This is a genomic window from Actinophytocola sp. (genome assembly GCF_035762905.1).
Taxonomy (GTDB): domain Bacteria; phylum Actinomycetota; class Actinomycetes; order Mycobacteriales; family Pseudonocardiaceae; genus DASYTH01.
Genome location: NZ_DASUCC010000051.1, coordinates 29,719 through 54,825 on the forward strand (window position 1 = coordinate 29,719; position 25,107 = coordinate 54,825).

The 25,107-nt window shown below is 71.1% G+C and carries 24 protein-coding genes and 1 pseudogene; 9 read left to right on the forward strand and 16 right to left on the reverse strand.

Translation table 11 applies throughout. The annotated features are described in order from the left end of the window. Positions 1-73: 73 nt before the first annotated feature. From VFV67_RS09775 to VFV67_RS09805, 7 genes are all read right to left on the reverse strand, one after another. A complete protein-coding gene (locus VFV67_RS09775) occupies positions 74-2,170 on the reverse strand; it encodes an NPCBM/NEW2 domain-containing protein (protein WP_326468933.1) in 2,097 nt (698 codons plus the stop codon). Between the two features lie 59 nt (positions 2,171-2,229). Then, positions 2,230-3,144 (reverse strand): PQQ-dependent sugar dehydrogenase, encoded by a 915-nt coding sequence (locus VFV67_RS09780; RefSeq protein WP_326468935.1) that lies wholly within the window; start codon positions 3,142-3,144, stop codon positions 2,230-2,232. Between the two features lie 274 nt (positions 3,145-3,418). Next, entirely contained in the window at positions 3,419-4,090 is a 672-nt protein-coding gene (locus VFV67_RS09785; protein WP_326468936.1) for a response regulator transcription factor, read from the reverse strand. Further along, positions 4,087-5,388 carry a sensor histidine kinase gene (locus VFV67_RS09790; protein ID WP_326468937.1) on the reverse strand — a complete coding sequence of 434 codons (1,302 nt, stop codon included), beginning with the start codon at positions 5,386-5,388 and terminating at the stop codon, positions 4,087-4,089. Before VFV67_RS09790 ends, VFV67_RS09785 begins: the two co-directional genes overlap by 4 nt. Then, on the reverse strand, positions 5,328-6,329 hold the full coding sequence (locus VFV67_RS09795; protein WP_326468938.1) for a DUF418 domain-containing protein: 1,002 nt from the start codon (positions 6,327-6,329) through the stop codon (positions 5,328-5,330). Before VFV67_RS09795 ends, VFV67_RS09790 begins: the two co-directional genes overlap by 61 nt. Positions 6,330-6,506: 177 nt before the next feature. Then, positions 6,507-6,674, reverse strand: coding sequence for a hypothetical protein (locus VFV67_RS09800; RefSeq protein ID WP_326468939.1), 168 nt, complete (start codon positions 6,672-6,674; stop codon positions 6,507-6,509). A gap of 78 nt (positions 6,675-6,752) precedes the next feature. Continuing rightward, entirely contained in the window at positions 6,753-7,160 is a 408-nt protein-coding gene (locus VFV67_RS09805; protein ID WP_326468940.1) for an SH3 domain-containing protein, read from the reverse strand. A 226-nt stretch (positions 7,161-7,386) separates the two neighbouring features. Between VFV67_RS09805 and VFV67_RS09810 the strand changes: the two are divergent. Further along, positions 7,387-7,584: pseudogene (locus VFV67_RS09810) on the forward strand (helix-turn-helix domain-containing protein); the annotation flags it as partial. A 258-nt stretch (positions 7,585-7,842) separates the two neighbouring features. Continuing rightward, positions 7,843-8,400 carry a peptidoglycan-binding domain-containing protein gene (locus VFV67_RS09815; RefSeq protein WP_326469000.1) on the forward strand — a complete coding sequence of 186 codons (558 nt, stop codon included), beginning with the start codon at positions 7,843-7,845 and terminating at the stop codon, positions 8,398-8,400. A 23-nt stretch (positions 8,401-8,423) separates the two neighbouring features. Here VFV67_RS09815 and VFV67_RS09820 read toward each other — a convergent pair whose 3' ends face one another. Next, a complete protein-coding gene (locus tag VFV67_RS09820) occupies positions 8,424-9,488 on the reverse strand; it encodes an SEFIR domain-containing protein (protein WP_326468941.1) in 1,065 nt (354 codons plus the stop codon). A gap of 143 nt (positions 9,489-9,631) precedes the next feature. Here VFV67_RS09820 and VFV67_RS09825 point away from each other — a divergent pair, with 143 nt between their 5' ends. The 3 genes from VFV67_RS09825 (at position 9,632) to VFV67_RS09835 (ending at position 11,948) form a co-directional block, all read left to right on the forward strand. Beyond that, positions 9,632-10,480 carry a hypothetical protein gene (locus VFV67_RS09825; protein WP_326468943.1) on the forward strand — a complete coding sequence of 283 codons (849 nt, stop codon included), beginning with the start codon at positions 9,632-9,634 and terminating at the stop codon, positions 10,478-10,480. Next, the gene (locus VFV67_RS09830; protein ID WP_326468944.1) at positions 10,477-11,679 is read left to right on the forward strand and encodes a hypothetical protein; all 1,203 of its coding nucleotides are present in this window, start codon (positions 10,477-10,479) and stop codon (positions 11,677-11,679) included. The genes VFV67_RS09825 and VFV67_RS09830 overlap by 4 nt, the downstream gene beginning before the upstream one ends. A gap of 77 nt (positions 11,680-11,756) precedes the next feature. After that, complete coding sequence (locus tag VFV67_RS09835) at positions 11,757-11,948, forward strand: hypothetical protein (RefSeq protein ID WP_326468946.1); 192 nt, start codon at positions 11,757-11,759, stop codon at positions 11,946-11,948. Here VFV67_RS09835 and VFV67_RS09840 read toward each other — a convergent pair whose 3' ends face one another. From VFV67_RS09840 to VFV67_RS09850, 3 genes are all read right to left on the reverse strand, one after another. Further along, positions 11,949-13,781: an ABC transporter ATP-binding protein gene (locus VFV67_RS09840; RefSeq protein WP_326468948.1), complete on the reverse strand. Its 1,833-nt coding sequence runs from the start codon at positions 13,779-13,781 to the stop codon at positions 11,949-11,951. Between the two features lie 3 nt (positions 13,782-13,784). Continuing rightward, complete coding sequence (locus VFV67_RS09845; RefSeq protein WP_326468949.1) at positions 13,785-14,288, reverse strand: hypothetical protein; 504 nt, start codon at positions 14,286-14,288, stop codon at positions 13,785-13,787. A gap of 108 nt (positions 14,289-14,396) precedes the next feature. Continuing rightward, positions 14,397-14,591 carry a hypothetical protein gene (locus VFV67_RS09850; protein ID WP_326468950.1) on the reverse strand — a complete coding sequence of 65 codons (195 nt, stop codon included), beginning with the start codon at positions 14,589-14,591 and terminating at the stop codon, positions 14,397-14,399. A 123-nt stretch (positions 14,592-14,714) separates the two neighbouring features. On the opposite strand from VFV67_RS09850, the gene VFV67_RS09855 reads away from it, so the two are divergent. The 3 genes from VFV67_RS09855 to VFV67_RS09865 all read left to right on the forward strand — a co-directional run bounded on the left by VFV67_RS09855 (position 14,715) and on the right by VFV67_RS09865 (position 16,442). Further along, on the forward strand, positions 14,715-15,155 hold the full coding sequence (locus VFV67_RS09855; protein WP_326468952.1) for a S26 family signal peptidase: 441 nt from the start codon (positions 14,715-14,717) through the stop codon (positions 15,153-15,155). Positions 15,156-15,169: 14 nt separating this feature from the next. Continuing rightward, positions 15,170-15,697 (forward strand): MauE/DoxX family redox-associated membrane protein, encoded by a 528-nt coding sequence (locus tag VFV67_RS09860; protein ID WP_326468954.1) that lies wholly within the window; start codon positions 15,170-15,172, stop codon positions 15,695-15,697. Positions 15,698-15,761: 64 nt separating this feature from the next. Continuing rightward, the gene (locus tag VFV67_RS09865) at positions 15,762-16,442 is read left to right on the forward strand and encodes an AMIN-like domain-containing (lipo)protein (protein WP_326468956.1); all 681 of its coding nucleotides are present in this window, start codon (positions 15,762-15,764) and stop codon (positions 16,440-16,442) included. Positions 16,443-16,444: 2 nt separating this feature from the next. Here the strand turns inward: VFV67_RS09865 and VFV67_RS09870 are convergent, their stop codons facing one another. From VFV67_RS09870 to VFV67_RS09890, 5 genes are read right to left on the reverse strand one after another with little or no spacing between them, the layout of a single operon-like run. Then, positions 16,445-17,158: an ABC transporter ATP-binding protein gene (locus VFV67_RS09870; RefSeq protein WP_326468958.1), complete on the reverse strand. Its 714-nt coding sequence runs from the start codon at positions 17,156-17,158 to the stop codon at positions 16,445-16,447. Then, positions 17,155-17,928 carry an ABC transporter ATP-binding protein gene (locus tag VFV67_RS09875; RefSeq protein WP_326468959.1) on the reverse strand — a complete coding sequence of 258 codons (774 nt, stop codon included), beginning with the start codon at positions 17,926-17,928 and terminating at the stop codon, positions 17,155-17,157. Before VFV67_RS09875 ends, VFV67_RS09870 begins: the two co-directional genes overlap by 4 nt. Then, entirely contained in the window at positions 17,921-19,030 is a 1,110-nt protein-coding gene (locus VFV67_RS09880) for a branched-chain amino acid ABC transporter permease (protein ID WP_326468961.1), read from the reverse strand. The genes VFV67_RS09875 and VFV67_RS09880 overlap by 8 nt, the downstream gene beginning before the upstream one ends. A gap of 3 nt (positions 19,031-19,033) precedes the next feature. Then, positions 19,034-20,101, reverse strand: coding sequence for a branched-chain amino acid ABC transporter permease (locus VFV67_RS09885; RefSeq protein WP_326468963.1), 1,068 nt, complete (start codon positions 20,099-20,101; stop codon positions 19,034-19,036). 6 nt (positions 20,102-20,107) lie between these two features. Further along, positions 20,108-21,373, reverse strand: coding sequence for a branched-chain amino acid ABC transporter substrate-binding protein (locus VFV67_RS09890; RefSeq protein ID WP_326468965.1), 1,266 nt, complete (start codon positions 21,371-21,373; stop codon positions 20,108-20,110). 224 nt (positions 21,374-21,597) lie between these two features. Between VFV67_RS09890 and VFV67_RS09895 the strand changes: the two genes are divergently transcribed. Then, the gene (locus VFV67_RS09895) at positions 21,598-25,095 is read left to right on the forward strand and encodes a hypothetical protein (protein WP_326468966.1); all 3,498 of its coding nucleotides are present in this window, start codon (positions 21,598-21,600) and stop codon (positions 25,093-25,095) included. Positions 25,096-25,107 lie beyond the last annotated feature (12 nt).

Below are 25,107 nucleotides of genomic sequence, written 5' to 3' on the forward strand. Positions count from 1 at the left end.
CCTTCCGCTGGAACGCAACGACAGCAGTAAATTCCGGAGAGGCAGACCAGAGGCGGACTGGAGGCGGACCAGCTCACTCGGCCCGGACGTTGTCGATGAAGGCCTGGGCACCGTTGAGGAAGAGCCAGACGGCGCGGAGTTGGCCCGGGTCGACGGTGCTGCCGGCCGGGCAGCCGAGGTCGGTGAACTTCTGGGCGATGGTGCGGGTGGAGTTGGGGTTGGTCCAGGTCCAGCGGCTGCCCTGACACCAGGTGAAGTTGGGGCCGACCTGGACGGCGATCTCGGCGGTGGTGCCGACGGTCGGGCCGGACCTGAGGTCGAACTTCAGGGTCGAGGTGCCGGTCAGGTCGAGCGGCGGGTCGTACCGGCGGCCGAACCAGTTCCCGGGGGTCGGCGGGAACACCTCGAGGCCGTGGTCGCCTTCGGTGTGGAAGGCGGTGGAATGGGCGACGGTTCCGCCGTCGCCGGGGTTGACGATGGTGAACTCCTCGGTGCCGGTCTCGAAGGAGAACACGGTGCGCTCGACCGGAAGGACCGGGTCGGCGGGGTCGGGGATGCCGCAGGTCAGGATCGGTGCGGCCCAGTCGGTGTGGTCGTTGACCGTGGTGCCGTCCGGGCCGGGACCGCTGCCGGTGGTGACCAGCCGAAGCCAGGTGGCGCCGGTCAGATCCGCGGTCAGGGTCCGCGGGGCCGTACCCGCGAGCACCGGACCGCTGGCGGCGACGGCGGTGTCGTCGGCGAAGACGGTGAAGGTGGCCGGGATGGTGGTTGCCGCCTCGTCGTCGACACCGACGTCGGCGGTCAGGCCGGTACACCGGCCGCCGAGGTAGTAGCTGATCTCGCTCGGCGCGGTGGTGCCGATGCCGCGGGTGTAGAGCCGGCCGCCGATGGTGAGCAGGGCCCCGTCGCTTTCGGCGCTGTCGCCGTTGCTCTGGTCGATCTCCACCGGTCCGCGCGCGTTGGTGGAGCCGACCGCGAGCACCGAGCCCAGATGCCTTCGGCCGTCGGCGGGAGCGGTCACCACCGTGCTGATCACCTCGCTGGTGGACGTGCCGGTCCGGTGCCGGCGGCCCCACGTGTAGCCGGCCGTGACGGTGATCGGGTAGCGGCCGGCGGCCGTGCCCTCCGGCACCGTGACCGTCCACGTGGTCCGCAGGGTCGCGTCAGTGGCCAGGTCGCGCCGCTTGGTGGGACCGGACGCGCTGACCGTCCACCCCTCGGGAACCTGGACCCGGACCCGGACGCCGTCGATCTCACCGGCGCCCCGGTTGGTCACCGTGGTGGTCAGGGTGCCGCCCGCCGGACCGGGAACCAGGGTGCCGAGACCGGCTCCGACCGGGACCGACGGCGCCACCGCGGCGGGGTCGCGCACCGGCCGGACCCGGTAGACCACGGTGCCGTGCGCCGGGACGGCGGCGGAGATCGTGGTCTTCGCCTGCGTGACCGATCCGGTCCACAGGTCCCGCAGTTGGTAGCCGCGGGCGGGTCGCAGCCCGGTCCGGCCGGCCGGGACGCTGACCGTGGCCAGCGCGTCGGTGGCGTTGTACAGCGCGATCGCCCGGTCGCCGTTGGCCAGCGGCTTGTCAAGGACCATCAGTCCGTCCGCGTCGGAGACGATGGTTCCCTGCCGGCCCAACGGGTCCTGGTCGACGGCGATGATCTCCCGGTTGCCCAGGATGGCCAGGGTCTGCGGGGATGCGGTGCGCAGGTCGGTTCCGATCAGCAGCGGGGCGGCCATCATCGCCCACATGCTCATGTGGGTGCGGTACTCGATGTCGGTCATCCCGCCGTTGCCGATCTCCATCATGTCCGGGTCGTTCCAGTGCCCCGGTCCGGCGAACGGGTACAGCGGCGCGTTGAACGCGATGATCGAGCGCAGGCTTGGCCAGTTGTCGCCGATGTCGCCGGTGGTGCGCCACAGGTGCCCGACGCCGGTGGCCCACTCCCACGGCCGGGACTGGCCCCACTCGGTGATCGAGTACACGATCGGCCGGCCGGTGTGGTCCGGGGCCCGGCGCATGGCGGTGTAGCGCCGGATGAAGTCCTGCTGCGAGCCGTCGGACTGGTTGTTGCAGTTGTCGTACTTGAGGTAGTCGACCCCCCAGCCGGCCCAGGCCGCCATGGCCGACGCCGTCGACCTGCGGCTGCTTTCCCGAACCTGCCACCGCATCCGTTGACGCACCGGCGTGGGTGACCCGGCAGGCGGGCCGGGTCACCCGTGCCGCGCGGTCAGAACACCAGGCGCAGGATGCGGTCGTCGCCGGTGCGGGGAGTGCCGCGGCCGTCGGTGTTGTTGGTGATCAGCCACAGGGATCCGTCGGGAGCGGTGGCCACCGTGCGGAACCGGCCGAACTGGGCGTTGAGGAAGCCGACCGGGTTGCCGTCCGGTCCGCCGTTGAGTACCGGCACGCCCCAGAGCCGCTGGCCGCGCAGCGCGGCCAACCACACCGTGTTGCGGGTGAACGCGATTCCGGACGGCGAGGCCTGGGCCGGCGTCCACTGCGCGACCGGGTTGACGAACCGGGTGTCGGTGGTCCGCCCCTCGACGGTCGGCCAGCCGTAGTTGCCGCCGGCCCGGATCTGGTTGAGCTCGTCCCAGGTGTTCTGGCCGAACTCGCCGGCCCACAGCCGGCCGGCGCTGTCGAAGGCCAGGCCCTGGACGTTGCGGTGGCCCCGGCTGTAGACCCGGTTGCCGGCCACCGGGTTGCCCGGAGCGGCCGCACCGGTCGGGGTGACCCGCAGGATCTTGCCGCCGAGCGAGGTCATGCTCTGCGCGTTGGTACGGATGTTGGCGTCGCCCGTGGCGATGTAGAGCATGCCGTCCGGGCCGAAGGCCATCCGGCCGCCGTCGTGGATGTTCGCCCGCGGGATGCCCGAGACGATCACCTGCGGGGTGCCCAGCGTGGTGTTGAACGGCATCCGCACCACGCGGTTGTCGTTGGCCCCGGTGAAGTAGGCGTAGACCAGCCGGTCGGAGGCGAACGTGGGGGCCACCGCGATGCCGAGCAGGCCGCCCTCGCCACCCGGCGCGACCCCGGGCACCGTGCCGATGATGGTCACCGTGCCGCCGGCGATCCGCTTGATCCGCGCGGTATTGCGCTCCGACACCAGCGCCGAGCCGTCCGGCAGGAACGCCAACCCCACGGCACGGCGAGGCCGGTGGCCACGGTGCTGGCCACCCGTGGCGTCGGCGGGACGGCCTGGGTGCCGACCGGGTCCGGTGCGCCCGTGCCCGATGCCGGTGCGGCGAGGGCAAGGGTGGAGAGCAGGACGGTGGCGAGTGCGAACGGTGTTTTACGCACGTCGATCCCTCTCTGGATGTTCCCCAGGTGTGGGTTTGCCCACCCATCGTCACCAGGCCGGCACACAGAGCGCAATGGACCTAGGTAGAAATGGTGGTCGAGCGCGGGGTGCCAGGTCAGCGTCCCGGTTGGACTGCTCCGGTCTCGTAGGCGAGGACGACGGCCTGGACGCGGTCCCGGCAGCCGAGCTTGGCGAGCAGGTTGCCGACGTGGGTCTTGACCGTCGAGGCGCTCACCACCAGCGTCCTGGCGATCTCGGCGTTGGACAGGCCGCGGGCGATGAGCAGCAGGATCTCCCGTTCCCGTTCGGTGAGCTCGGCAAGTGGGTCGGCGCCGGACGACGGCTCGGGCGCGGCGGACACCCGGGCGAACTCGGCGATCAGCCGGCGGGTGACGGCGGGCGCGACCAGGCCGTCGCCGGCGGCGACCACCCGGACCGCGGTGACCAACTCGTCGGGTTCGGTGTCCTTGAGCAGGAACCCGCTCGCCCCGGCGCGCAGCGCGGCGAACACGTACTCGTCCAGGTCGAAGGTGGTGACCACGAGCACCGGGATCGGCTCCGGCACGGCGGTTCCGGCCAGCTGCCGGGTGGCGGCGATGCCGTCGGTACCCGGCATCCGCACGTCCATCAGCACCAGGTCGGGCCGGTGCCGGCGGGCCACCGCCACCGCGGCCGCGCCGTCGGCCGCCTCACCGACCACCTCGATGTCCACTTCGGACTCGAGGATGGTGCGGAACCCGGCCCGCACGACGGCCTGGTCGTCGGCGACCACCACCCGGATCGTCACGCCGGCTCCCGGTGGGCCAGCGGCAGCCGGGCGACGACCCGCCAGCCGCCCGATCCGGTCGGCCCGACGCACAGGTCGCCGCCGCAGTACCGGATTCGCTCGCGCATGCCGAGCAACCCGTACCCGCCGTCGGCGGCGACCGGTGGCCGGCGGCCGGCGGGTCCGTTGTGGACGGTCAGGGTGAGGTCCGCGGCCCGGTAGTCCACCCGGACGTCGACCCGCGCCCCGGGAGCGTGCTGACGGGCGTTGCTGAGTGCCTCCTGCACGAGCCGGTAGGCGGCCACGTCGGTGGCCGGGGACAGCGCGGCCGGGGTTCCGGTGGCGTGCACGGTGACCGCCATTCCGGTGTCCCGCGCCGTTGCCACCAGATCGTCCACCATGGACAGTGACGGTTGCGGGGCGGGCACCTCGTCCTCCGGCCGGGTGCGGAGCACGCCGACCAGCTCCCGCATGGCGGCCAGGGTGTGCCGGCCCTGCGCGCGGATGGACCGCAGCGCCTCGCGGGCCTGGTCGGGATCGCGGTCGAGCAACCGGTCGGCGGCGCCGGCCTGCACCACGATGGCCGACAGGTCGTGCGCGGCGACGTCGTGCAGCTCACGCGCGATGCGGGCGCGTTCCTCGGCCGCGGCGGCGGACTCCCGCAGCTCCCGTTCGGCCTCCAGCCGGGTGACCCGGGCGGCGAGCTCGGCGGCGTAGGCGCGGTTGGTTCGCACGTAGAGCCCGATCAGCCCGGGGATGGCGACCGTGCCGACCGAGGCGAGCACCAGATTGACCGGACCGCCGTCGGTGGCCCAGAACGTGGCCACCAGGTCCACCCGCCCGCCGAGCGCGACCGAGACGATCCCGCCCGCGGCGTGTCCGGCCGCTGCGGCGGCCAGCGTGCTGATCGCCGGCCGCCGGGGCAGCATGGTGGCCACGGTGTAGGCGCACACCAGCGTCCCGATTCCGGTGAGCGGGTAGGCCGCGGGCAGCGCGGTGGCGGCCAGCACGGCGAGCACCGCGACGGCCAGCGCGGCCCTGGGTGCCCGGCGCCGCACCGCGATCGTCGCGAAGTCCACTGTGGACACGAGGGTCGCGAGGGCGACGACGGCGCCGGACGACGGGAGCCGGCCGTCGTTCAGCAGCAACGCCAGCGGGATCCGGCCCAGCCCGAGCACCGCGAGTGTGACGGCGACGACCGTGTCCCGGCCGGTCGGGGTGTGCCCGCCCAGCCGGGCCAGCGACCGCCGCCACCAGGTCATCTCGTGCTCGCCTCTCGCCGGAGCGGGATCCGCCGCCGGTAGGTGACGGTCCGCCATGCCCACTCCAGCGGACCATAGCCGAACCGGCGCAGCCACACCGGGCTCCAGACCGCCTGCACGGCCAGAATGCCGACGCCCAGCAGCGCCGCCGTACCCCACTCGGCGGATCCGCGCAGGCCCAGTGCCGATCCCAGCGTCACGAACAGCACCGTTGCGGTCAGGTAGTTGGTCAACGCCAGCCGGCCCATCGGGGCGAACACCGCGTCCAGCGCGGGCCCCACCGGACCCCGCAGCAGCAGCAGGAACGCCGCCGCATAGGCACCGGCCATCGACATCGAGAACACCAGCCCGAGCCGGCGCCCCACCAGCTCACCGGCCCCGAACCCGACGATGATCAGATAGCAGCCGACCGCCAGCACCGCGCAGGCGACCAGGAACACCCACAACGCCCCGGTGAGCCGGTCGAGTTTCTCGGCGAACTCGTTCTGCGCCAACGCGAACCCCAACACGAACAGGCCGGGCAGGACACCGAACCCGCCGACCCCGAGCAGCACCCCGAGCACGGTCAGCGCCGCCCCGACCCACAGGTTCACCCGCGCCGGCGCGTAGCTCAACGGCAGCAACACCACCAGCCCGGTGATCGCGAACGGGAGCAGCACCTCACCCGGCTGCAGCAGGTGGTGCAGCGCCCCGACCACACCCAGCGCGACCAGCCGCCGCACCAACGGCACCCGGGGCCGGTCGGTGCGCCGCGCCGCCGAGCGCAGGAACAACCCGAACCCCAACCCGAAAAGCAGGTAGAAAATCGGATAGAACCGGCCGAGCACGAACAGCCGGACCCCATCCGGTGCCCGGGACAGGTCGGTCATCATGCCCATCGTCTGCGGAATGTTGATAAAAATGATCCCGCACAACGCGAACCCGCGCAGCGCGTCCAACGCGGAAATGCGCCGAGTCGTCGGGGCCGCGCCCCCCGCTTCCTTCGTCAACGCCGTCATCACACCATCGTGGCCCGAGCACGCGCACCGACACCTCCCCCCACGCGCCGGAATCGACCTCATACCCCAGACCTAACCGCCCCCACCCATCTCCCCCGCGCGACCGATCCGCAACCCGCTCAATCCTGCCGCGTCGCCCGCCCGATCTCCGCAACCAGGCTGGCCGGGAACGGGGTGTCACCAAGGACTGAGCGGCTCGCGGTGTTCGTGGGTGCGGAAGTCGGTTCGGCCCTGGGTCAGCGCGGACTCGCCGAGCGCGTCGGCGTAGGCACGGAGCACGCCGAGCACGGTGTCGAGCGGAACCGTCCCCGGCCGGTCCTGACGCTGGAAGTACACCACCCCCATCGACCTCTGACCGGCAGGTGATCGCGACAAGGGATGGCGGCCGCGCGTCGGCGGCCGCCATCCCTACCCCCTGGTTTGTCAGAAGCCACACCACCGGATGCTGCCGCGCGTGAAGCCGTCCACGTTGACATCCAGCAGGTCGTCCCGCACCCAGCCGCGCACACCGGTCCGCTGGTTCCGCAGGTAGGTCCAGGTGAAGCCGTCGTTGCCCGAGGTCCAGCAGAAGTAGAGGGCGTCGTCGGTTGGCTGCAGCGCGCCCGGCGCACCACACCCGGTGGACGACCCGCTGCGCTGGTTCGCGGCGCCGCTGGCCGGAGCATCCGCCTCTACCCGGTTCTCGAGGTTGGGGCCCGCGGTGTTACAGGGTGCGTGCATCGGGCCGACGGAACCCGGCCCGGGCTTCGGCGCCGCGCTCGCCGGCCCGGCCAACACCAGGCCCGTCGCGGCGACCGCCGTGAGCATCGTGCCCACCATCGCTTTTCTCATAATGGATCTCCCCCTTGCAGTTTCACTGAAAGATCGAATTCCGGTGCCGGCCGCATGGCCGAACACCCCAGATGATTTCAACTACTAAGCATTGACAGGCAAGGGTTTGCGGTACTCTGGGATGGTGGGACGCGCCTAGATGTCGTGCGGTGTAGGTACACCCGACCTGGTGGGACAGGCGTGGGATGTTCGGTCGACCGGATAGCTCCGGTGTGAGGGGGACAGGGTGCAATCCATTGAGGCGCAGCGACTCGCCGCGTTCTTGCGGATGTTCAAAAACCGCACGGAGCGCAGCTATCAGTCACTGGCCAAGCGAACCGGGGTGAGCAGTTCGAGCCTGCATCGTTATTGCGCCGGTACCAAGATTCCGTCCGATTACGGTGCCATCCAGCGGTTCGCCAGAGAGTGCGGGGCAACCCAGGAGGAGCTGCACACGCTGCACCGACTGTGGGTGCTGGCGGATGCCGTTCGGCGGGGCGAGCCGGAACCCGACGAAAGCCCGGACGAACTGCCCGGTGAGCAGGCGGTCGCCGATGTACCTCCGGCGGAACCGGCTCGTTCCAGGACATTCCGGCGTCGGATGGCGTTGGTCGGTGCGGCACTCATCGTGGCGGCCGGCGCCGTGACGACCTGGGTCATCAGCGCAGGCCGAACGGACGGGTCGCGCACGGTTTCGGGGCCGATGCTGCTGTCGTCCGCCTGCCCGCCGGTCGTGAGCATGGGCCAGCACGACGAATGCGTGCGGGAGGTCCAGGTTCTGCTGTCACAGGCCGGAGCCAAGCTGGAGATCGACGGCGACTTCGGTCCGGCGACGCTTCGCCGGGTCACCGCGTTCCAGGTGCTGGCCGGCCTTCAACCGAGGGGCGTGGTCGACGAGGCGACGAAGCGGGCTCTCTACGATCAGCGGATCTCCATGGCCACGTGGTCTCCGGAACAGGTCGAGCGACGGGTCCGGGAGGTCTTTCCCGAGGAGCCGGACCGGGCCGTCGGCATCGCCCGCTGCCAGTCCTTCCTCGACCCGTTGCACGTGCTGACCAACACCAACGGCACCCGCAACTGGGGGGTCTTCCAGCTCTCCGACAAGCTGCTCCGGGAACTGGGCGGCACGCAGTTGCAGGCCTATGACCCCGAGTGGAACATCCAGGCGGCGCGCCGGGCGTGGAGCCGACACCAGGACTTCCGCGACTGGGAGCACTGCGACCAACCGTATCGGAGCAGCACGCCGCCGCCGGGCGGGTAGCGGCGTCGATGGTCGACGCGCGGTCAGAAGTGCACTCCCCCATGGATGTCGCCGGCCTGGACCACCCGACCGCTGACGTTTCCGGTGATCACGTTGGTGACCCGGCTCGGGGTCGCGGGCTCGTCGGCCAGCAGTTGGTCGGCGAGCCGCTCGGCGAGTTCGACCGGGTGCAGGTCCGCGTTCGCCAGCTGTGGCAGGACGTGACGGGCCGCCCCGAACCCGGCGGCCGGTGTCCAGGCCGCGGGACGGTCCAGGTCGATCGCGACGAGCAGCGCGAGACGTTCCGCCAGCGTGGCCGCGAGCTGGTTCCGGTCCGGACCGGCGGGGGTGAACCAGGCGCTTCGCTGTCCGGTATCCAGGACCGCCACGCCGGTTCCGTTCGTCGTGATCCAGGCCATCGAGCCGGCCGGGTCCAGCCGGGCGGCCCGGGGCGACCTGGCCGACAGGGCCCGTTGCATGTCCCGCGCCGATTGTGGCTGCAGTGGCTCGGACGGCACCAGGTGCACCTCGACGGAGCCGGGGGGTTGGCCGACGTCGCCCGGCATCGCCGCGCACCACACGACGGCCGCCGGCACCGGCCGGGGCGGGAGATCCGGGGCCGGAAGTACCGGTGGCCGAACATGACCGGGACTGCGATGGATCACCCGCAGCAGGTCCTCCGCACCGGTCGTGGTGCACGCCGTGACCGTGAACCGGGTCGCGGTGTAGGGCGACAGGAACCGCGGAATCTCCTCGATGCCGTGACCGGGCAACAGAACCGGAAGCACCTTGGCCGTCCACGTTGGCCGGTCGCCGTGCAGCAGATCGCGCAGCAGGGTCGCCTCGGACTGGATGCCGGGATGCCGATCACCCGGCGCGCTGCCGTCACCGACCGCCCGATAGGCCGGCGACGCCACGACGATGACATACGCCGCGGAGGTCATCTCGCGCAGCGCCCAGGCATACCAGTCGTGCCGGGCGTCGGCCGACCACAGGTCGAGCACCGCGTCCACGCCCTGGCCGCGCAGAAAATGGGCGAACGCCAACACATCGTTCTGGTGCGCGAGGGAATCGTGCGCATACGAGACGAACACCTTGGGCGCGGTCATGCCGCCCAAGCGTACGCGACCCACCCAATCGCCTTACTGGACAGATAGTTGACAGCCCGCCCGGCGGTCCATTTGTCAAGCTGGGCCTGCTATCTTCGGCCGCCAAGCGATCGCAGGCGGACCCATTGGGAGGAGTCCGAACAATGTCCAAGGTGTCCGAGCCGCCTGCGGCGGACGGTGCCGGAGACGCGACCTACCTCGAGAAGACGCTCCGGCACACACCGACGGATCTGCTGCTCGACGACTCGGTCAGCGCGGACCTGATCCGGGCGGTGTGGCGCAGGTCGATCCGGTTGGCCGTCGGCATCTTCCTGCTGTTCCTGGTCATCTGGGTCTTCACCGGCGGGCTCGGGTTCGGTGGCTCGTCCCGGTCGTCCCGGGCCGACGACAACGATGGGCTGCTGATAGCCGGACTCGTCGGCGGGATCATTGCGTTCGTGGTCAGCTGGATCACGTTTCTCAACAGCGAGAAACAGGAGCCGATCAGTGAGTGGAGCACATTGCTGGCGGGCCGGGCGGCTGCCGCGGACTCCGTTTACAGCCACATAGCGGGACGGTTGCGGGAACGCCGCCTGCCGATCCAGAACTATTTTGAAAAGCGAACCCGGTCCGCCTACTCGGTAACGGGCAACCGGTTGGTTCTGGTCGACGGCTATCACTACGTCTACGTCTCGGTGTTCAGCTACGGCACGAGTCTGTACCTGGGCTGGAGCATGTGGCGGGTCCGGTCCGGAAGCGTTCTGCTCCAGCACACCACCGGCCGCTCCGGGGGTGGCCGCGACGATCCGATCCACCGAATCCTCAACCTGGAGCGGCTCAAGGCGATGCGGGAGGCGGTACACGCGGTGTGCCGCGAGGCCCTGCACACCGCCGTCTCGAACGTCACGGTGCCCACGGCATACGGTTTTCCGAACGGTATGCCACCGATCGAGGGTCTGCCGTACGGCGGCGCGCCACAGCCTGGCGCCCAGCGGCCGCCGACCCAGCCGTGAGTAGAACGGGCGCGGTCACCGCGCGGGGCGCCGACAGCTGGTGGGCCTGGGCCGCCAGTCGGATCGTGCCGGCCGCGGCGTCCCCCGGCGGTGACTCCGGCGCACCGCAGCCGGTTCCGGCGACCACCGTCCACAACGAACACTCCGGATCGGCCGACAACGTCGTGCAGGCCGGTCAGATCTTCGGCGGCGTGCACTTCCACGGCGACCGGCGGCCCGTGCCGGACGACTCGCCGTGGCTGCGATCGTGCTGGGCGCCCCTCGCCGCGGCCGGCGCCGCCATGGAGATGCGCTACCTCACCCGGCCCGGCGACGCCCGGCTCGGCGCTTTCCTCATCGTGCGCGCCGAAGCGCACAATGAGGAAACCGCCGAACGCCAGGTCGTCGCCCTGCGCTCCCAGCTCGGCACGATGCCCGGCCACGTCATCGCGACTCCGGTCACCGACGAAGCCGAAACCCACGCCATCCTCGAACCGTTCCGACCGCATACCAACGGAATCGCCGAGATCCGCAAGCGGCTGACCACACATCGAACCGACCGGGACGACGCGCCCCACCCGTGGCTCGCCACGGTCACCCCGCTGACCTACCAGCATCAGCCCTGGACCGCGTTGTGGTCCGAACTGGCGGGACTGCCGTTCCACACCGCGCTGTCGGTCGGCCTCGTTCCCTATCCGATCGGCCCCGGGCTGCGGTCGCGCCTTGCCGCCATGGCCGCCGACCTCGCCCGGCTCGCCCAACCGGGTCCATCGCCCACCGCGGTGTGGACGGTGCCCCGGCCGCCGGACGCGTTCGCCGCCGCGGCGCTGCCGCTGATCTCGGATGCCGTGCGGCGCTACACCGACCGGGCGTTCGTCATCCGCATTTCCGTCGCGGCCGAGCGCCCGCTCCCCGGGATCCTGCCCGAACTCGTCGCCAGCACGATCTCGCCCGCGACCGGGACTCACGCCTTCGTCGCGGCCGCACCCGTCGTCGTCCGGCCGGAACCGGCGGACAAGCCCATCGCGTGGCACAACTTCACGGCGCTCAACTTCGCCCCGCTGTCCGCCTACGACCAGGGCAACCCGCCGGAGGCGGTCGGTGAGCTGGAACGGGCGCTGAGTGCCGTGGTCGACCTCGACGAAGCGGCCGCGGCCTTCCGGCTGCCCCACCGTGGCTCCGGACCGGCGTTGTTCGCGGCGCCCAACGCCCCGGTTTGAACCCGATCAGGTGGTGTTCGTACGCCGGCCGGGCGGGTACTCCCGTCGGTACCGGTCTGCACGAAGGGAGCAAACGGATGGGTAAGCGCCGAGCCGATGACCAGGCTGACCCGGACTTCGCCGAAGAGCACACCCGCCCGACCGTCGCGGACGAGCCGGGGCCGGACGCGCCCGACGAATCCGTGCCGACCGGACAGGCCGGGAACGGTGGCATGGATCCGCGCGGTTCGTTCCGCCGCTGGTTGCGCACCGTGTTCCGGCGCCAGTGACTACTGGGTAGGGGCCCGGTCCCGTTCGTAACCCTGGGACTGGAGCAGGAACAGCCCAGCGTAGCGGCCACCGGCGAGCATCAGCTGGTCATGGGTTCCGGTTTCCACCAGCGTGCCCGCGTCGAGCACCAGGATGGTGTCGGCGTCCCGCAGGGTGTTGAGGCGGTGGGAGATGAGCAGGCTGAGCCGGCCCCGGCGCAGGGTGGCCAGCTTCTGGTGCAGTGCGTGCTCCACCTCGGCATCCAGACCGGAGCTGGGCTCGTCGAGGATGAGCAGGTCCGCGTCGTCGCGGAGAAACGCGCGGGCGATGGCGATGCGCTGCCACTGACCGCCGGACAGCGACGCGGCGCGGTCGCCGTCCTCGTCGGTGGGGAAGATCCGGCTCAGCAGCGTGGCATAGCCACGGGGCAGCGCCGAGATCGCCGCGTCGGCCTCGGCCAGCCGCGCCGACTCGCGGATCCGTTCCAGGTTCCCGAGATCGCCGAGCCGGCCGATGCCGATGTTGTCCGCCGCGGTGAAGTCGTAGGACATGAAGTCCTGGAACACCGCGCTGATCCGGGTGCGCAGCCCGGCCGGGTCGAGCTCCCGGATATCGGCGCCGTCCCACAGGATCCGGCCCCGCTGCGGCTCGTACATCCGGCACAGCAACTTGACCATGGTGGTCTTGCCCGCGCCGTTGAGCCCGACCAGTCCCACCGCCGACCCGGCGGGCAGCCGGCAGCTCACCCCGCGCAGCACCCACGGAAGGTCGGCGCCGTAGCGGAACCACACGTCCTCGAACACGATCCCCTCGCGCAGCGGCGCCGGGACCAGACCGCCGACCGTCGGGATGGGACGGTCGGCGATCGCGAGATAATGACTGAACAGCAACAGGGCGCGGTAGCCGTTGGCGGTCTGGTCGGTCGCGCCGCCGAACGCCGCGTGCAGGGCCACCAGTGCGGCGAGCAGGATCGTGACGTCCCCGACGCTGAGCCGGCCGTGGATGGCGAGATACGCGGCGGCCGACACGCCGACCAGGGTCACCACGGCGCCGAGCAGCCCGACGACCAACTCCAGCCAGGCGGCGATCCGGTCCACCCTGGCCTCGGCGGCGTTGGCCGAGCGGAGATCGCGCAGCATCCGGCCGGTGATGAAGTCACCGAGACCGAACAGCCGCACCTCCTTGGCGGCCCGCACGTCGGTGGCCAGCAACCGGAAGAAGATCTGCCGGCGCTGGAACACCGAGACGTCGGTGATCATGGTGGCGCGCAGCCTGGCCAGGCGCAGTTGCAGCAATGCGGCCGGGACCGCGACGACCACCACCACGGCGAGCAGCCAGGGGCAGAGCACCAGGATGGTCGCGGCGAAGCCGGCGCCGGTGACCGCGGCCGCGACCAGGTGCACCCCGGCATCGATGGCTTCCTCGGGTGCGGTGTCGCCGGCCTGCTCGGCCAACCGGATCCGGTCCAGCGTGTCCGGATCCTCGAACTGCGCCAGACCCGGATACCCGTTGACACTGCGGAACAACCGGATTCGCACCGTGACCCGGATGTTGCGGTGCATGGCTCCGCGCAGGTAGATCAGGGCCGCGCCGACCGCCTTGACCAGCACACCGGCCAACACGAGCGTCCCGGCGCAGACCACCACGGTGCGCACCGACGCGGCGGCACCGGCGGTCAGCTCGTCGAGCAGCACGCCGGTGGCCCACGCGCCGGCCACCGGCAGGCAGCCGTCGACGACCGTCAGCGCGAGCACCGCGCCGAGTTGGCGGGGCGACGCCGAGGCGCCCAGCCGAGCCGCCGCCACGGCCCAGCGCAGCACCGTGGCCGGGCCCGCGCGCTCGAGGCCGACCACGCCTCAGCCGTGCGCTCGCGCCGGTGTCCTCGCCGACTCCAGCACTCCGGCCAACCCGTGCCCAGCGTGCTGGACCACGCCGTCGCGAACCAGCAGCACCGCGGGAAACTCCTGGATGTCGAACGCCGTGGTGATCGGGCCGTGGTCGGGTTCCTCGACGAGGAGCGCCCGTTCGGCGAGCGCGGCGACCATCCCGGCCCGCTTCTCCGGCGGGCCGATGACCACGACAAGGGGCCGGACCGGCGCCTCGAGGTCACGCAGCCCAGGAACCTGGTCGTGACACGAAGCGCAGTCGGTGGTCAGCATCGCGAAGATCCGTTCCGGAACGGCCAGCTCGGTGTGACTGACCGCCGTGCCGTCCACCGAGACCGCGCTGAACTCGGGCACCGGCGTGCCCGGGTGCGGCAGCCCGCCGTCGGAGGCGGGCAGGAACAGGTTGACCCGCTCGGTGACCGCGCGCAGCCGGCGGGCCAGCACCAGCATCAGGCCGAACGTGCCGAACGCCACCAGGGCAACGAGAACAAGTGCTATCCACAGCGCGACGATGATCTGTCTCCCTCCAGACGCGGCACCGGGCCGGGCCCGCGGCCCGACCCGGTGCCGAGTGACGCAGTATCAGTAGTTGGCACACCCGTTCGGGCAGCCGTACGTCCACGCGGTACATACCTTGGTTCCGCCGGTGCACAGCTTGCAGCACCGCTTGCCCTTCGAGCTGGTCTCGCACCAGCCATCGGTGCAGGCCCGCGCCTGCGCCTGCGGCAGCAGCTTCTCCAAGATGGCGCTGCCAACCCGGCCGACAGATCGAAGCATGGACTGTCCTTCCCTCCAGTGAGCCCTCCAGTGGGCCAATCGTGTCAGCCGGATTTCACGGCGGTCAAGTCTTGATCGTTAAGCGGTCCCAGGAAGACACTGCTTCACGCTAGCCTGGTACTCGTGCACGAATCGACAAAAGCGTTGCTGGCCTTGGCAAGTGCCGGGGCGGCGGTCGGCATCGCCAGGGTGGCGCTGCTGGTGATCCGGGTGGACGGCACAAGCATGCTGCCGACATTCCGGCCGGGCGAAGCGGTGCTCACCCTCCGCCGCCGGATCCGACCCGCCGTCCGGCGCGGCGACATCGTCGTGTGCCGGCGGCCCGATGCGCGGCCCGGTCCACATTCCTACCTGATCAAGCGGGTGGTCGCGGTGGCAGGCGACCCGATCCCGGACGACTACGATCCGCCGCCGGGAACCGGTCCGGCCGCCGGCACGATCATCGCCGCCGGCCGGGTCTACGTACGCGGTGACAACGACCGCAGTTACGACTCGCGGGCCTTCGGACCGATACCGCTGGACAACGTCATCGGCCATGTCGTGGCCCGGCTCACGGTGGCCTGATAGCGTTTCCCGCCGTGCACTACCTGGACGTGGCCGCTCGTTTCCTGATCGGCACGGTGTTCCTGGTCGCCGTTGTCGGGAAGATTTCCAGTAGGGCCGCCTTCGCGGCATTCGAGGGTTCACTGCGGCGCATGGCGGTGCTGGTACCGGGCGCCGTCGGGCCGGCCGCGCGGGCCACCCTGGCTCTTGAGGCGCTCACCGTCGTGCTGCTGATCGTTCCGCTGCGGTGGGCGGCCGTCGCCGGGTTCGCGATCGCCGGCGGACTGCTGGCGATCTTCACGGTGGCGATCGCCCGCAGCCTGCGTGCCGGAAACCGGGCGCCGTGCCGGTGTTTCGGCGCGTCCAGCGTCCCGCTTGGACCGCGACACCTGGTCCGAAATGGACTGCTGCTCGCCGGCGCCGCGGTTGGACTGGTCGCGGCCGGCGTACCCGGCGAAGTGGACCTGGCCGGTGCGCTGGCCGCGGCGGTGGCCGGGCTCGCCGCAGGCGGTCTCATCGCCGGCTTCGACGACATCGCCGAACTGGTCCGGCCGGTCCACTGACCCGGCCGGGCAACCTGACGGCGGCCTCCGCGTCTTCCGTTCCAACGGGAGAGCGGGAGTGGCGATGCGGAAAAGCGTGATGCTGGTACTCGTCGGGCTGGCGGCCTGCGCGGTGGGCTGCACCAGCGGGCCGCCCGACCCGGCGGCCGGGCCGGCGTCGACGACCGGAACGACAAGCGGGACGACAAGTGGGACGGCGACCGGATCCGGCCTACCCTCCCCCAGCACCGTGCCGCCGGCACCCGGCGAACCCCCGGGGTGCGCGGAAACGGCCGGCTGGGGCACCGGGCTGCGGGAGGGCGGCCAGCAGACCACCGACGCGCTCTTCGAGGTACGCGCGGGCCGGCACGGGTGCTACGACCGGGTGGTGTTCGACATCGCGGGCGCGACCGAGGTCGGCTACCACATCGGCTACGTGCCGGTGGTCGCCGCGGACGGGTCGGGAGAGCCGGTCCCGGTGCCCGGCACGGCGGCGCTGCAGGTCGTCGTGCGCGCCCCGCCGCAAGGCTTCGACGATGCCGGTCAGCAGCAGGGCACCCCACTGGCCAGGACCGGCGACTACTTCTACACCGAGAGCCAACTCGCCGGGTGGCAGAGCCTGCGGGCGGTGCGGTTCGCCGGCTTCTTCGAGGGACAGTGCATGATCGCCGTCGGCGTCGCCGGTCAACTGCCGTTCCAGGTCACCACTCAACTCGATGACACCAACCGGATTCGCCGCCTGATCCTCGACATCGCCCACCCCTGACCTCAGCCGCCCAGGTACGCCTGGCTGATCGCCGGGTCGGCGGCCAGGTTCGCGGCGTCGTCGGAGAGCCGGAGCACGCCGGACTCGAGCACGTAGCCGCGGTCCGCGACGGCCAGTGCGGCGTAGGCGTTCTGCTCGACCAGCAGCACGGTGGTGCCCTGCTCGCGGATCCGGACGATGGTGTCGAAGATCAGCTCGACCAGCACCGGCGCCAGGCCCATGGACGGCTCGTCGAGCAGCAGCAACGTCGGCCGGGCCATCAGTGCGCCGGCCACCGCGAGCATCTGCTGTTCGCCGCCGGACATGGTGCCCGCCTTCTGATCGAGCCGCTCGCGCAGCCGAGGGAACAGCTCGAGGACGGACTCCTGGTCGGCCGCGAGGCCCTCGGCGTCGTCCCGGACGAAGCCACCCAGCTCAAGGTTCTCCCGCACGCTCATCCGCGCGAAGACCTGCCGCCCCTCTGGTGCGTGGGCGATTCCCAGCCGCACCACCTCGTGTGTCGGCAGGTTGTCGATTCGCTTGCCCTGAAAGGAGATCGTGCCGCGGTGCGGGCGGTGCAGGCCGGAGATGGTGCGCAGGGTGGTGGACTTCCCGGCGCCGTTGGAGCCGATCAGCGTGACGATCTCGCCCGGATTCACATGCAGCGAAAGGCCTTTGACCGCGGCGATGGTGCCATGCCGGACGTGCAGGTCGGCGAGCTCGAGCAGGGCGGTCACCGGCGCGCCGCCCGGCCGAGATAGGCCTCGATGACGTGCGGGTCGGACCGGATGTCCGCCGGGCTGCCCTCGGCGATCGTGCTGCCGCGGTCCAGCACGGTGATCCGCTCGGACACCCGCATGACCACGCTCATGTCGTGTTCGATGATCAGCACGGACACCTCCTTCTCGTCCCGGATCCGCCGGACGATGGCGGTGAACTCGGCGGACTCGCGCGGGTTCATGCCGGCGGTCGGTTCGTCCAGGAGCAGCACCGAGGGGCGCAGGGCCAGTGCCCGGGCCGCCTCCAGCCGGCGCTGGTCGCCGTAGGAGAGGTTGCGCGCATACTCGCCGGCGACCGCGCTCAGGCCGAAGAACTCCAGCAGCTCCAAGGCATGCTCCCGGGCGTGCCGCTCCTCGCGGCGCTGCCGGGGAGTGCCGAGCACGGTGCGCGCGGCACCGCAGTGCAGGTACGGGTGCATCGCGACCTTGACGTTCTCCTCGGCGGTCATCAACCCGAACAGCCGGATGTTCTGGAACGTGCGGGCCACCCCGAACCGGGCGATCCGGTGCGGGCGCAGGCCGGTGATGTTGCGCTCCCCCACCGAGATCCGCCCGGTGGAGATCGGGTGCAGCCCGGTCAGCGCATTGAACAGGGTGGTCTTGCCGGCTCCGTTCGGACCGATCAGGCTCACGATCGCCCCGGCCGGGACGTCCAGGCTGACCGCGTCCAGGGCGACCAGCCCGCCGAACGCGACCGTGATCCCCTCCGCGCGCAGCCGCTCACCCATCGCGCACTTCCTTGAGCAGCAGCCGGGTGCGCGACTCCGGCAGGAAACCCTCCCGTTTGAACAGCATCATCAGCACCAGGGCCACTCCGAAGATCAGGTAGTTGTTCGCCGGGAAGTTGATCTGCGTGCCGAACGTCTCGTTGAACGCCTCGCCGCCGCGCGCCAGGCCGGTCGAGTTGAACCAGGCCAGGACCAGCGCACCGGTCAGCACACCCCAGACGTTGCCCATCCCGCCGAGCACCACCATGGCCAGCAACGTGATCGAGATGGAGAAGTTGAACCGGTCCGGCAGCACCCCGTTGACATGGGTGGCGAACGCGACCCCGCCGAGCCCGCCGGCCAGCGCCCCCACCGCGTAGGCGGCGAGCTTGGTGCGCATCAGCGGCACCCCCATCGCGCTCGCGGCCAACTCGTCCTCGCGGATGGCGAGCCAGGCCCGGCCGAGCCGTCCGGTGCGCAGCCGCAGCGAGATGAACAGCACCAGCGCGGTGAGCGCGGCGAAGATGGCGAACTTCTGCGTGAGATCGAACGGGCCGAGCGGCTCACCGCCGATCTTGATCGGGTCGATCGGCACGATTCCCTTGCTGCCGTTGGACAGGTTGAACCCGCCGATGTTCTCGCCGTTGGTGAAGACCTGCGGGATGATCTCCCCGAACCCCAGCGTCACCAGCGCCAGGTAGTCGCTGCGCAGCCGCAGCGTGGGCGCACCGATGAGCACACCGAACAGCGCGCACAGCGCCGCCCCGGCGACCAGCACCACGGTGAAGTTGAGGTGGATGCCGCGCACACCGGCGGGCACCGATCCGAAGAAGTGCACGTTCTGCTGGAAGAACGTCGACATGAGCCAGCCCGCCGCGTAGCCGCCGATCGCCCAGAACGCGACGAAGCCGAGGTCCAGCAGGCCCGCGTAACCGACCACGATGTTCAGGCCCAGCGCGCACATCGCCCAGATCAGGGCCTCGTTGATGGAGATCATCGGAAACCATTGGTTCACCCAGGCCTGCGTGCCGGAATCCAATGTGGACAGCAGGTACTCGTAGAAGAGGTAGATGCTCACCGCCGCGATCAGGAAACCGAGCGGCCAGCGCAGTCGCGCGATCACCGGTTACACCTTCTCCGCGTGCGAGCGTCCAAGCAGGCCGCTCGGCCGGAACACCATGAGCAGGATCAGGATCGAGAAGACCACCGACTGCGACCACTTCTGGCCCAACCCGAACGGAAGCCCGTCGTTCAAGCCCTGAATGAGTCCGATCAGGATGCCGCCGAGCACCGCGCCGGTGAGGTTGCCGATGCCGCCCATCACCGCCGCTGTGAACGCGATCAACCCGAGATGGAAGCCCAGGTCGAACCGGGTGGTGCCGATGACCTGCTGGTACATCACGCCGGCCGCACCGGCCAGTGCCCCGCCGATCAGGAACGTGAACGAGATGGTCCGGTTGACGTTCACGCCCTTCAGCCTTGCCGCGTCCTGGTTCTGCGCGGTGGCCCGCATCGCCTTGCCCTGCTTGGTCTTCTTCACCACCCAGGTGAGCACCAGGAGCACCGGAACGGTCAGCGCGATCACGATGAGGAAGCTGTAGGCGATGGTGACCTCACCGATCCGCAGCCCACCCGGGGGCAGCACGCTCGGCCAGCTCTTCTGGGTGGAACCGTTCCACCACAAGCCGACCTGCTGCAGCACGAAGCTCATGCCCACCGCGGTGATCAGCGGAGCGAGCCGGGGCGCGCGGCGCAGCCTGCGGTAGGCGAGGAACTCGATGGCCACGTTCACCCCGCCGCAGAACGCCATGGTGGCCACCAGGGTCACCAGGAACAGCAGCCAGGCCGCCACGCTCGAGGTGGTCTGGTGCAGCACCGTGGTCAGCAGCAGCCCCGAGCACAGCGTGCCGATCATGAACAGGTCGCCGTGCGCGAAGTTGATCAGCTCGATGATCCCGTAGACCAGCGTGTAACCCAACGCGATCAAGGCGTAGAGCGAACCGTTGGACAGGCCGAGGATGGCCGAGTTGAAGAACTGCGCCGGTGCGTACACGAGGTTGACCACCAGCCACACCGCGCCCATCGTCAGGATGAGCGCCAGCGCAACCCGCATCGCGAGCCGCCGCAGCCGCACTCCCGGCCGGACCGCGACGGCGACCGGTCGGGAGTCGGGTCGGACAACGGTGTCGGTCATCTGCGGTCAGGCAACCGTGACCGGCCAGGCCTTGTGGAACGTCTCCTGGTGGTTCTTCATGATCAGCACCGAGATGTCCCGGACGTTGACGTCGCCGGTCTGCTGGTCGATCTTCACGTCCTTGCCGAGCATCGAGGTGGACGCCGGGATCGTGATGCCCTCGCCGGCGAGGACCTGGTCCCGCACGCCCTTGCGGGTTCCGTCGGACTTCTCGATGGCGGCCAGGATCACCTGCAGCGCCTGTACGCCGTAGAGCGCGTAGTTGGTCGCGGGATCGGCGCCGTACTTCGCCTTGTAGGCGTCCAGGAACTGGCCACCCACCCCGCCGGCCGCCCGCAGCTGCTCGCCCGCGAGACCGGCGAAGGTCATGTACATGCCCTGGGACTCGTCGAGCCGGTCCAGGTCCGGGAACCCGGTGAAGCCGTCCGGCCCGATCAGCTTGACGGTGTCGTTGTCGCCCAGGATCTTGACCTTGTCCTTGACGATCTGGCCACCGTTGTTGTCGAAGATGCCGGCGACGTAGACGCAGTCCGGGTTGCGGCCCTTGATGTTGGTGAACAGCGCCGTGTAGTTGGGCTGCCTGGCGTCCCATGCCTCGTTGCCGAGGATCTCGATGCCCTGCCGGCGTGCCTCGTCCGCGAACGCCTTGGCCACACCCTGGCCATAGGTCTGGTTGTCGTTGAGCACCGCGCAGCGCTTGACCTTCAGGTCCCTCGCGGTGAACTGGGCGGCCGCGATGCCCTGGTAGTCGTCGGTGGTGATCACGCGGGCGAAGTTGCGCTGGCCGGTGGGATAGAACTTGTCCGGTTCGCCGGGATCCCACGGCTTGGTCAGGCCCGGGTTGGTGTTGGCGTGCGAGATCATCAGCATCGGGCCATTCGGATCCTGGTTCAGCACCGGGACCTCGATCTTGGCGCAACCCGAGTTGTAGGTGCCCATCACGGCGACCTCGCGGATGTTGGCCACGTGGTCCTGCGCGTTCTTGGCGCAGGTCGCGTCGTCCCAGGAGCCCTTGGCCGCGGTCGAGTCGTCGTACACCTTCAGCTCGATGGTGTGGTTGCCGGCCTTTCCACCCCGCTGCTCGAGGTAGAGCCGCATCGCGTTGACGGTCGCCTCCGACGCGTCCTTCGACGCGCCCTGCAACGGGAGATCGATGCCGACGACGAGGGGCGCGCCGACTTCTGACCCGCCCCCACCGGTTCCGTCGGCACAGCCGCTCATTGCCAGTGCCGTGGCCAGCGCGGGAACGAGCGCGATCAAACGCCTACGCATGGTCGATCTCCTGCATTGATAGGTCGATGTCATGGCTACCCCCAGAAACCACGGCAGCGGTCGGAACTGTCCGCGCTTCGACCTCAATGGCGGTCGGGTTGATAAGCAACCGTCGCACGCGACGCTTATCAAATCTGGGCTTGCCGGTCTCCGTCCGCGCCTTCTACCGTCGGGACGGCACCGCCGCCGGAGAGGGGAATCCGTTGGGTCGTCGGGAAAGTCCGGTGGATCCGAGCACCGGGCCGGTACAGCGCTTCGCCTGGGAGCTGCGCCGGTTGCGGCGCGATCGGGGAGCCCCGACGTATCGCGCGATGGCCGGGCGGGTGGCGTATTCGGCGCCCGCGCTCTCCCAGGCGGCCGCCGGGGAGCGGCTGCCCTCGCTGCCGGTCGCGCTCGCCTACGTCCGGGCCTGCGGCGGCGACCCCGAGGAATGGACGCGCCGCTGGCACCGGGCCGCGCGCGAGTTGGCCGACCAACCGCCGTGCGCGGAGGCCGAGGAACGTGCGGACCCGCCGTTTCCCGGTGCGGAGCCGTTCGGGACGGCGGACGCCGGCCGGTTCTTCGGGCGGGACCGGCTGGTCGCCGAACTCCTGGCGATGACCGGTCGGCATCCGTTCGTCGTGCTGGCCGGTCCGTCGGGGTCGGGCCGGACATCGCTGCTGCGGGCCGGTCTCCGACCGCGACTATCCGGGCCGGTCCGGGAGCTCACGCCCGGTGGGCACTGCCCGGTCGGCTGGTGCGGAACCCTGCTCGTGGACCGGCTCGAGGAGGTCTTCGGCCTGCGGGACACGGACCGCGCGGAGTTCCTCGCCTTCCTGCGGTACGCGCGGCGGCCGGACAGCGGGCTGCGGGTCGTGTTGGCGGTCCGCTCCGACTGGGCCGATCACCCGGACCTCGCCGAGCTGATCGACGGGCCGCGCCTGGACATCGAGCCACCCGGCCCGGGCGAGCTGCGCGAGATGATCGTGAAGCCGGCCACCGCCGAGGGTCTGATCGTCGAGCGGGCGCTCACCGCCACGCTGATCGGCGAACTGACCGATCAGCCGGGCGGGCTGGCGCTGCTCTCCCGGGTACTGCGGGAGACCTGGCGGCGCCGCCGTGGGCGGTCGCTGACCGTGGCCGGTTACCGTGCCGCGGGCGGAATCTCCGGCATTCTGGCCAGCGCTGCCGAGGATCTCTACGTTCGGCTCGACCCGGACGCCGCGGCGACCGCGCGGTGCCTGCTGCAACGCCTGATCACGCCGGGCGATGGCACCGAGGACGCCGGGCGGGTGGCCGGGTGCCACGAGCTGGCGGACATCCCGCCGGCCGTGGTCGATCGGTTGGCCGCCGCCCGCCTGATCACCGTGACCGGCGACACGGTGCGGCTGAGCCACTCGGCGCTGGTCACCGGCTGGCCGCGGCTGCGCGGCTGGCTCGAGCAAGACCGGGACCGGCTGCGGTTCCTGCGCGAGCTGACCGACGCCACCGAGGAATGGGAGCGGGTCGGGCGTGATTCCGGCGCGTTGCTCCGGGGCATCCGGCTGGCCCGGGCGCGGACCTGGATGTCGCACGGCACCGGGCGCGGCGAGCTGACCCCGGCGGAGCGCGCGTTCGTCCGGCACAGCATCGAGGCCGACGACCGGGAGTCCGCGCTGCACCGGCAACGGGTCCGGCGGGCGCGCGGTTTGGCCGTCGCCACGACGGTTCTGCTCATCTGCGCGGTCGCCGGGGTGGCCATCGCGGTCCGTGAACAGAGCCATGCCAGCGACAAGAGCCGGCTCGCACTGTCCAGGCAGCTCGCCGCGCAGGCGCAGACGGCGGCCACCGGCGACGTCGCCGAGGCCGCCAGGTACGCCATCGACGCCATGCACGCCTACCCGTCGGCCGAGGCCCGCAGCGCCCTGCTCACCTTGGCCGGCCGGCCCAACTACCACGCCCAGCTCGCCATCCCGTTCGGTCGGCTGACCGAGCTCGCGGTCAGCCCGCAGGGCGACCTGCTGGTGGCCCGCGACCCGGAGCGCGGTCTGCTGCTCTGGGATCCTCGGACCCTCGCCGCGCGCGGCTCGCTGCCGGACAGCCCCGCGGACGCCAAGGGATCCGTGCCCGGCCAACCCGGGATTTCGTTCAGCGGCAACGGAAAGCTACTGGCCATCGGCTCGGCCGCCGGCCGGGTGGTGGTCTGGGACGTGGGCACGAGAACCCCAACGGCGCGGCTCGTCCCGCACCCGCCCGGCGCCACCGCGGTCGCGCTCAGCCCGGCCGGCGACCTGCTCGCCACCAGCGGCGAGGACGGCCGGCTCCGGCTGTGGGAGCCGACCGGCGGCACCGAACGCGGCACCCTGCCCGGCACCGACTGGACACCGGCGTCGCTTCGGTTCAGCCCGGACGGGCGATTGCTGGTCGCCAGCGAGCGCGATGGCTCACTGGTGCTGTGGAACGTGCCGGCCGGGCGAGCGGCCGGGCGGTTGACCCCGGTCCATGGCGCCCTGCCCGGGGCGGTGTTCTCGCCGGACAGCCGGCTTCTGGCGGCCGCCGACGGCGCGACCGTCGTGCTGTGGGACACCACGACGTTCCAGCCGGTGCGTACGTTCACGACCACCGGGTCGCAGCTCGCGTTCGTCCCCGGCCGGCCCACCGTGGTCGCGGTCGGCCGGGACACCGAGCTGGTGTTGTGGGACATCGAGGACGAGCAACCCCTCGGCACGCTCTCGGCCGGCGTCCCGAACACCGTGCACGGCCTTGCGGCGAGTCCGGACGGGCGCACCCTCCTGGCCGCCACCGACTCCGCGATCCTTGCCTGGCAACGGGACTGGCTGCCATTGCTCGGCCACACCGGCCCGGTGGCGGACGTCGCGGTGGACCGCCGTCAGGGTCGGCCGGTCTCCACCGGGACCGACCGGCTGCTGCGCCGCTGGAACCCGCGCGGCGAGTCGGTCGCCTCACCACGGCCGGAACCGTTGGCACAGCAGGTACTCAGCCGCGACGGAACCCGGCTCGCCACCGCCGGCAGCGCCGGAACGGTCGCGGTGTGGGACACCGAGCGCACCGCCGAGCCGGTCGCCACCGTGCCCGGGCGGTATCTGGCCATCGCGCTGAGCACGGACGGGCGGCTGCTGGCCGTCGCCGACGACAACGAGACCACCGTCTGGGACGTCACGACGGTGCGGCCGGTGCGGCGCATCGCGCTCCCGGTCAAGGCGCTCAGCCTGGCATTCAGCCCGGACGGCCGGCACCTCCTGGCGGGCTATCTCGACGTGACGGCCTGGGACACCGGCAGCTGGACGGTTTCCGCGCGGTACTCCGGTTTCGGCACGCCCGCGCTCGGCGTCGCGGCCGGCCCGGACGCCCGGCGGGTGGCCGCGATCGGGGCCGACGGCATGGTGGCCATCTGGGACGGCGCCGACCCGGGCGAACCGGTGCGGCTGCGCGGGCTCAACGGACAGGTCCGCGCGGTCGCGTTCAGCCGGGACGGGCGGCTGCTGGCCGCGGGTGGCGAAGACCGCGTGGTCGCCGTGTGGGAGGCGAACTCGGCCGAGCCCTGGGCAAGCCTGACCGGCCACCGCGGCCGGATCAACGCCCTGGCCTGGTCGGCCGACGGCAGCACGCTGCTCTCCGCCAGCGCGGACCACACCATCACCCCCTGGCCGGTGCACCCCCCGGCCGCCACCGCCCGCCTCTGCCACGCGCTGCGCACCGGCTTCCCCCCGGATCCGCTCCCGGCGAGTTGCACGGGCACCTGAAGTGGGACCCGG

What these genes read in the sequence shown, in the direction of transcription:
- VFV67_RS09775 (WP_326468933.1), bottom strand. Translation starts at nt 2,170, where the DNA reads ATGCGGTGGCAGGTTCGGGAAAGCAGCCGCAGGTCGACGGCGTCGGCC.
- VFV67_RS09790 (WP_326468937.1), bottom strand. Translation starts at nt 5,388, where the DNA reads ATGGCGGACCGTCACCTACCGGCGGCGGATCCCGCTCCGGCGAGAGGC.
- VFV67_RS09795 (WP_326468938.1), bottom strand. Translation starts at nt 6,329, where the DNA reads ATGACGGCGTTGACGAAGGAAGCGGGGGGCGCGGCCCCGACGACTCGG.
- VFV67_RS09800 (WP_326468939.1), bottom strand. Translation starts at nt 6,674, where the DNA reads ATGGGGGTGGTGTACTTCCAGCGTCAGGACCGGCCGGGGACGGTTCCG.
- VFV67_RS09805 (WP_326468940.1), bottom strand. Translation starts at nt 7,160, where the DNA reads ATGAGAAAAGCGATGGTGGGCACGATGCTCACGGCGGTCGCCGCGACG.
- VFV67_RS09815 (WP_326469000.1), top strand. Translation starts at nt 7,843, where the DNA reads ATGCTGCTGTCGTCCGCCTGCCCGCCGGTCGTGAGCATGGGCCAGCAC.
- VFV67_RS09820 (WP_326468941.1), bottom strand. Translation starts at nt 9,488, where the DNA reads ATGACCGCGCCCAAGGTGTTCGTCTCGTATGCGCACGATTCCCTCGCG.
- VFV67_RS09825 (WP_326468943.1), top strand. Translation starts at nt 9,632, where the DNA reads ATGTCCAAGGTGTCCGAGCCGCCTGCGGCGGACGGTGCCGGAGACGCG.
- VFV67_RS09835 (WP_326468946.1), top strand. Translation starts at nt 11,757, where the DNA reads ATGGGTAAGCGCCGAGCCGATGACCAGGCTGACCCGGACTTCGCCGAA.
- VFV67_RS09850 (WP_326468950.1), bottom strand. Translation starts at nt 14,591, where the DNA reads ATGCTTCGATCTGTCGGCCGGGTTGGCAGCGCCATCTTGGAGAAGCTG.
- VFV67_RS09865 (WP_326468956.1), top strand. Translation starts at nt 15,762, where the DNA reads ATGCGGAAAAGCGTGATGCTGGTACTCGTCGGGCTGGCGGCCTGCGCG.
- VFV67_RS09875 (WP_326468959.1), bottom strand. Translation starts at nt 17,928, where the DNA reads ATGGGTGAGCGGCTGCGCGCGGAGGGGATCACGGTCGCGTTCGGCGGG.
- VFV67_RS09885 (WP_326468963.1), bottom strand. Translation starts at nt 20,101, where the DNA reads ATGACCGACACCGTTGTCCGACCCGACTCCCGACCGGTCGCCGTCGCG.
- VFV67_RS09890 (WP_326468965.1), bottom strand. Translation starts at nt 21,373, where the DNA reads ATGCGTAGGCGTTTGATCGCGCTCGTTCCCGCGCTGGCCACGGCACTG.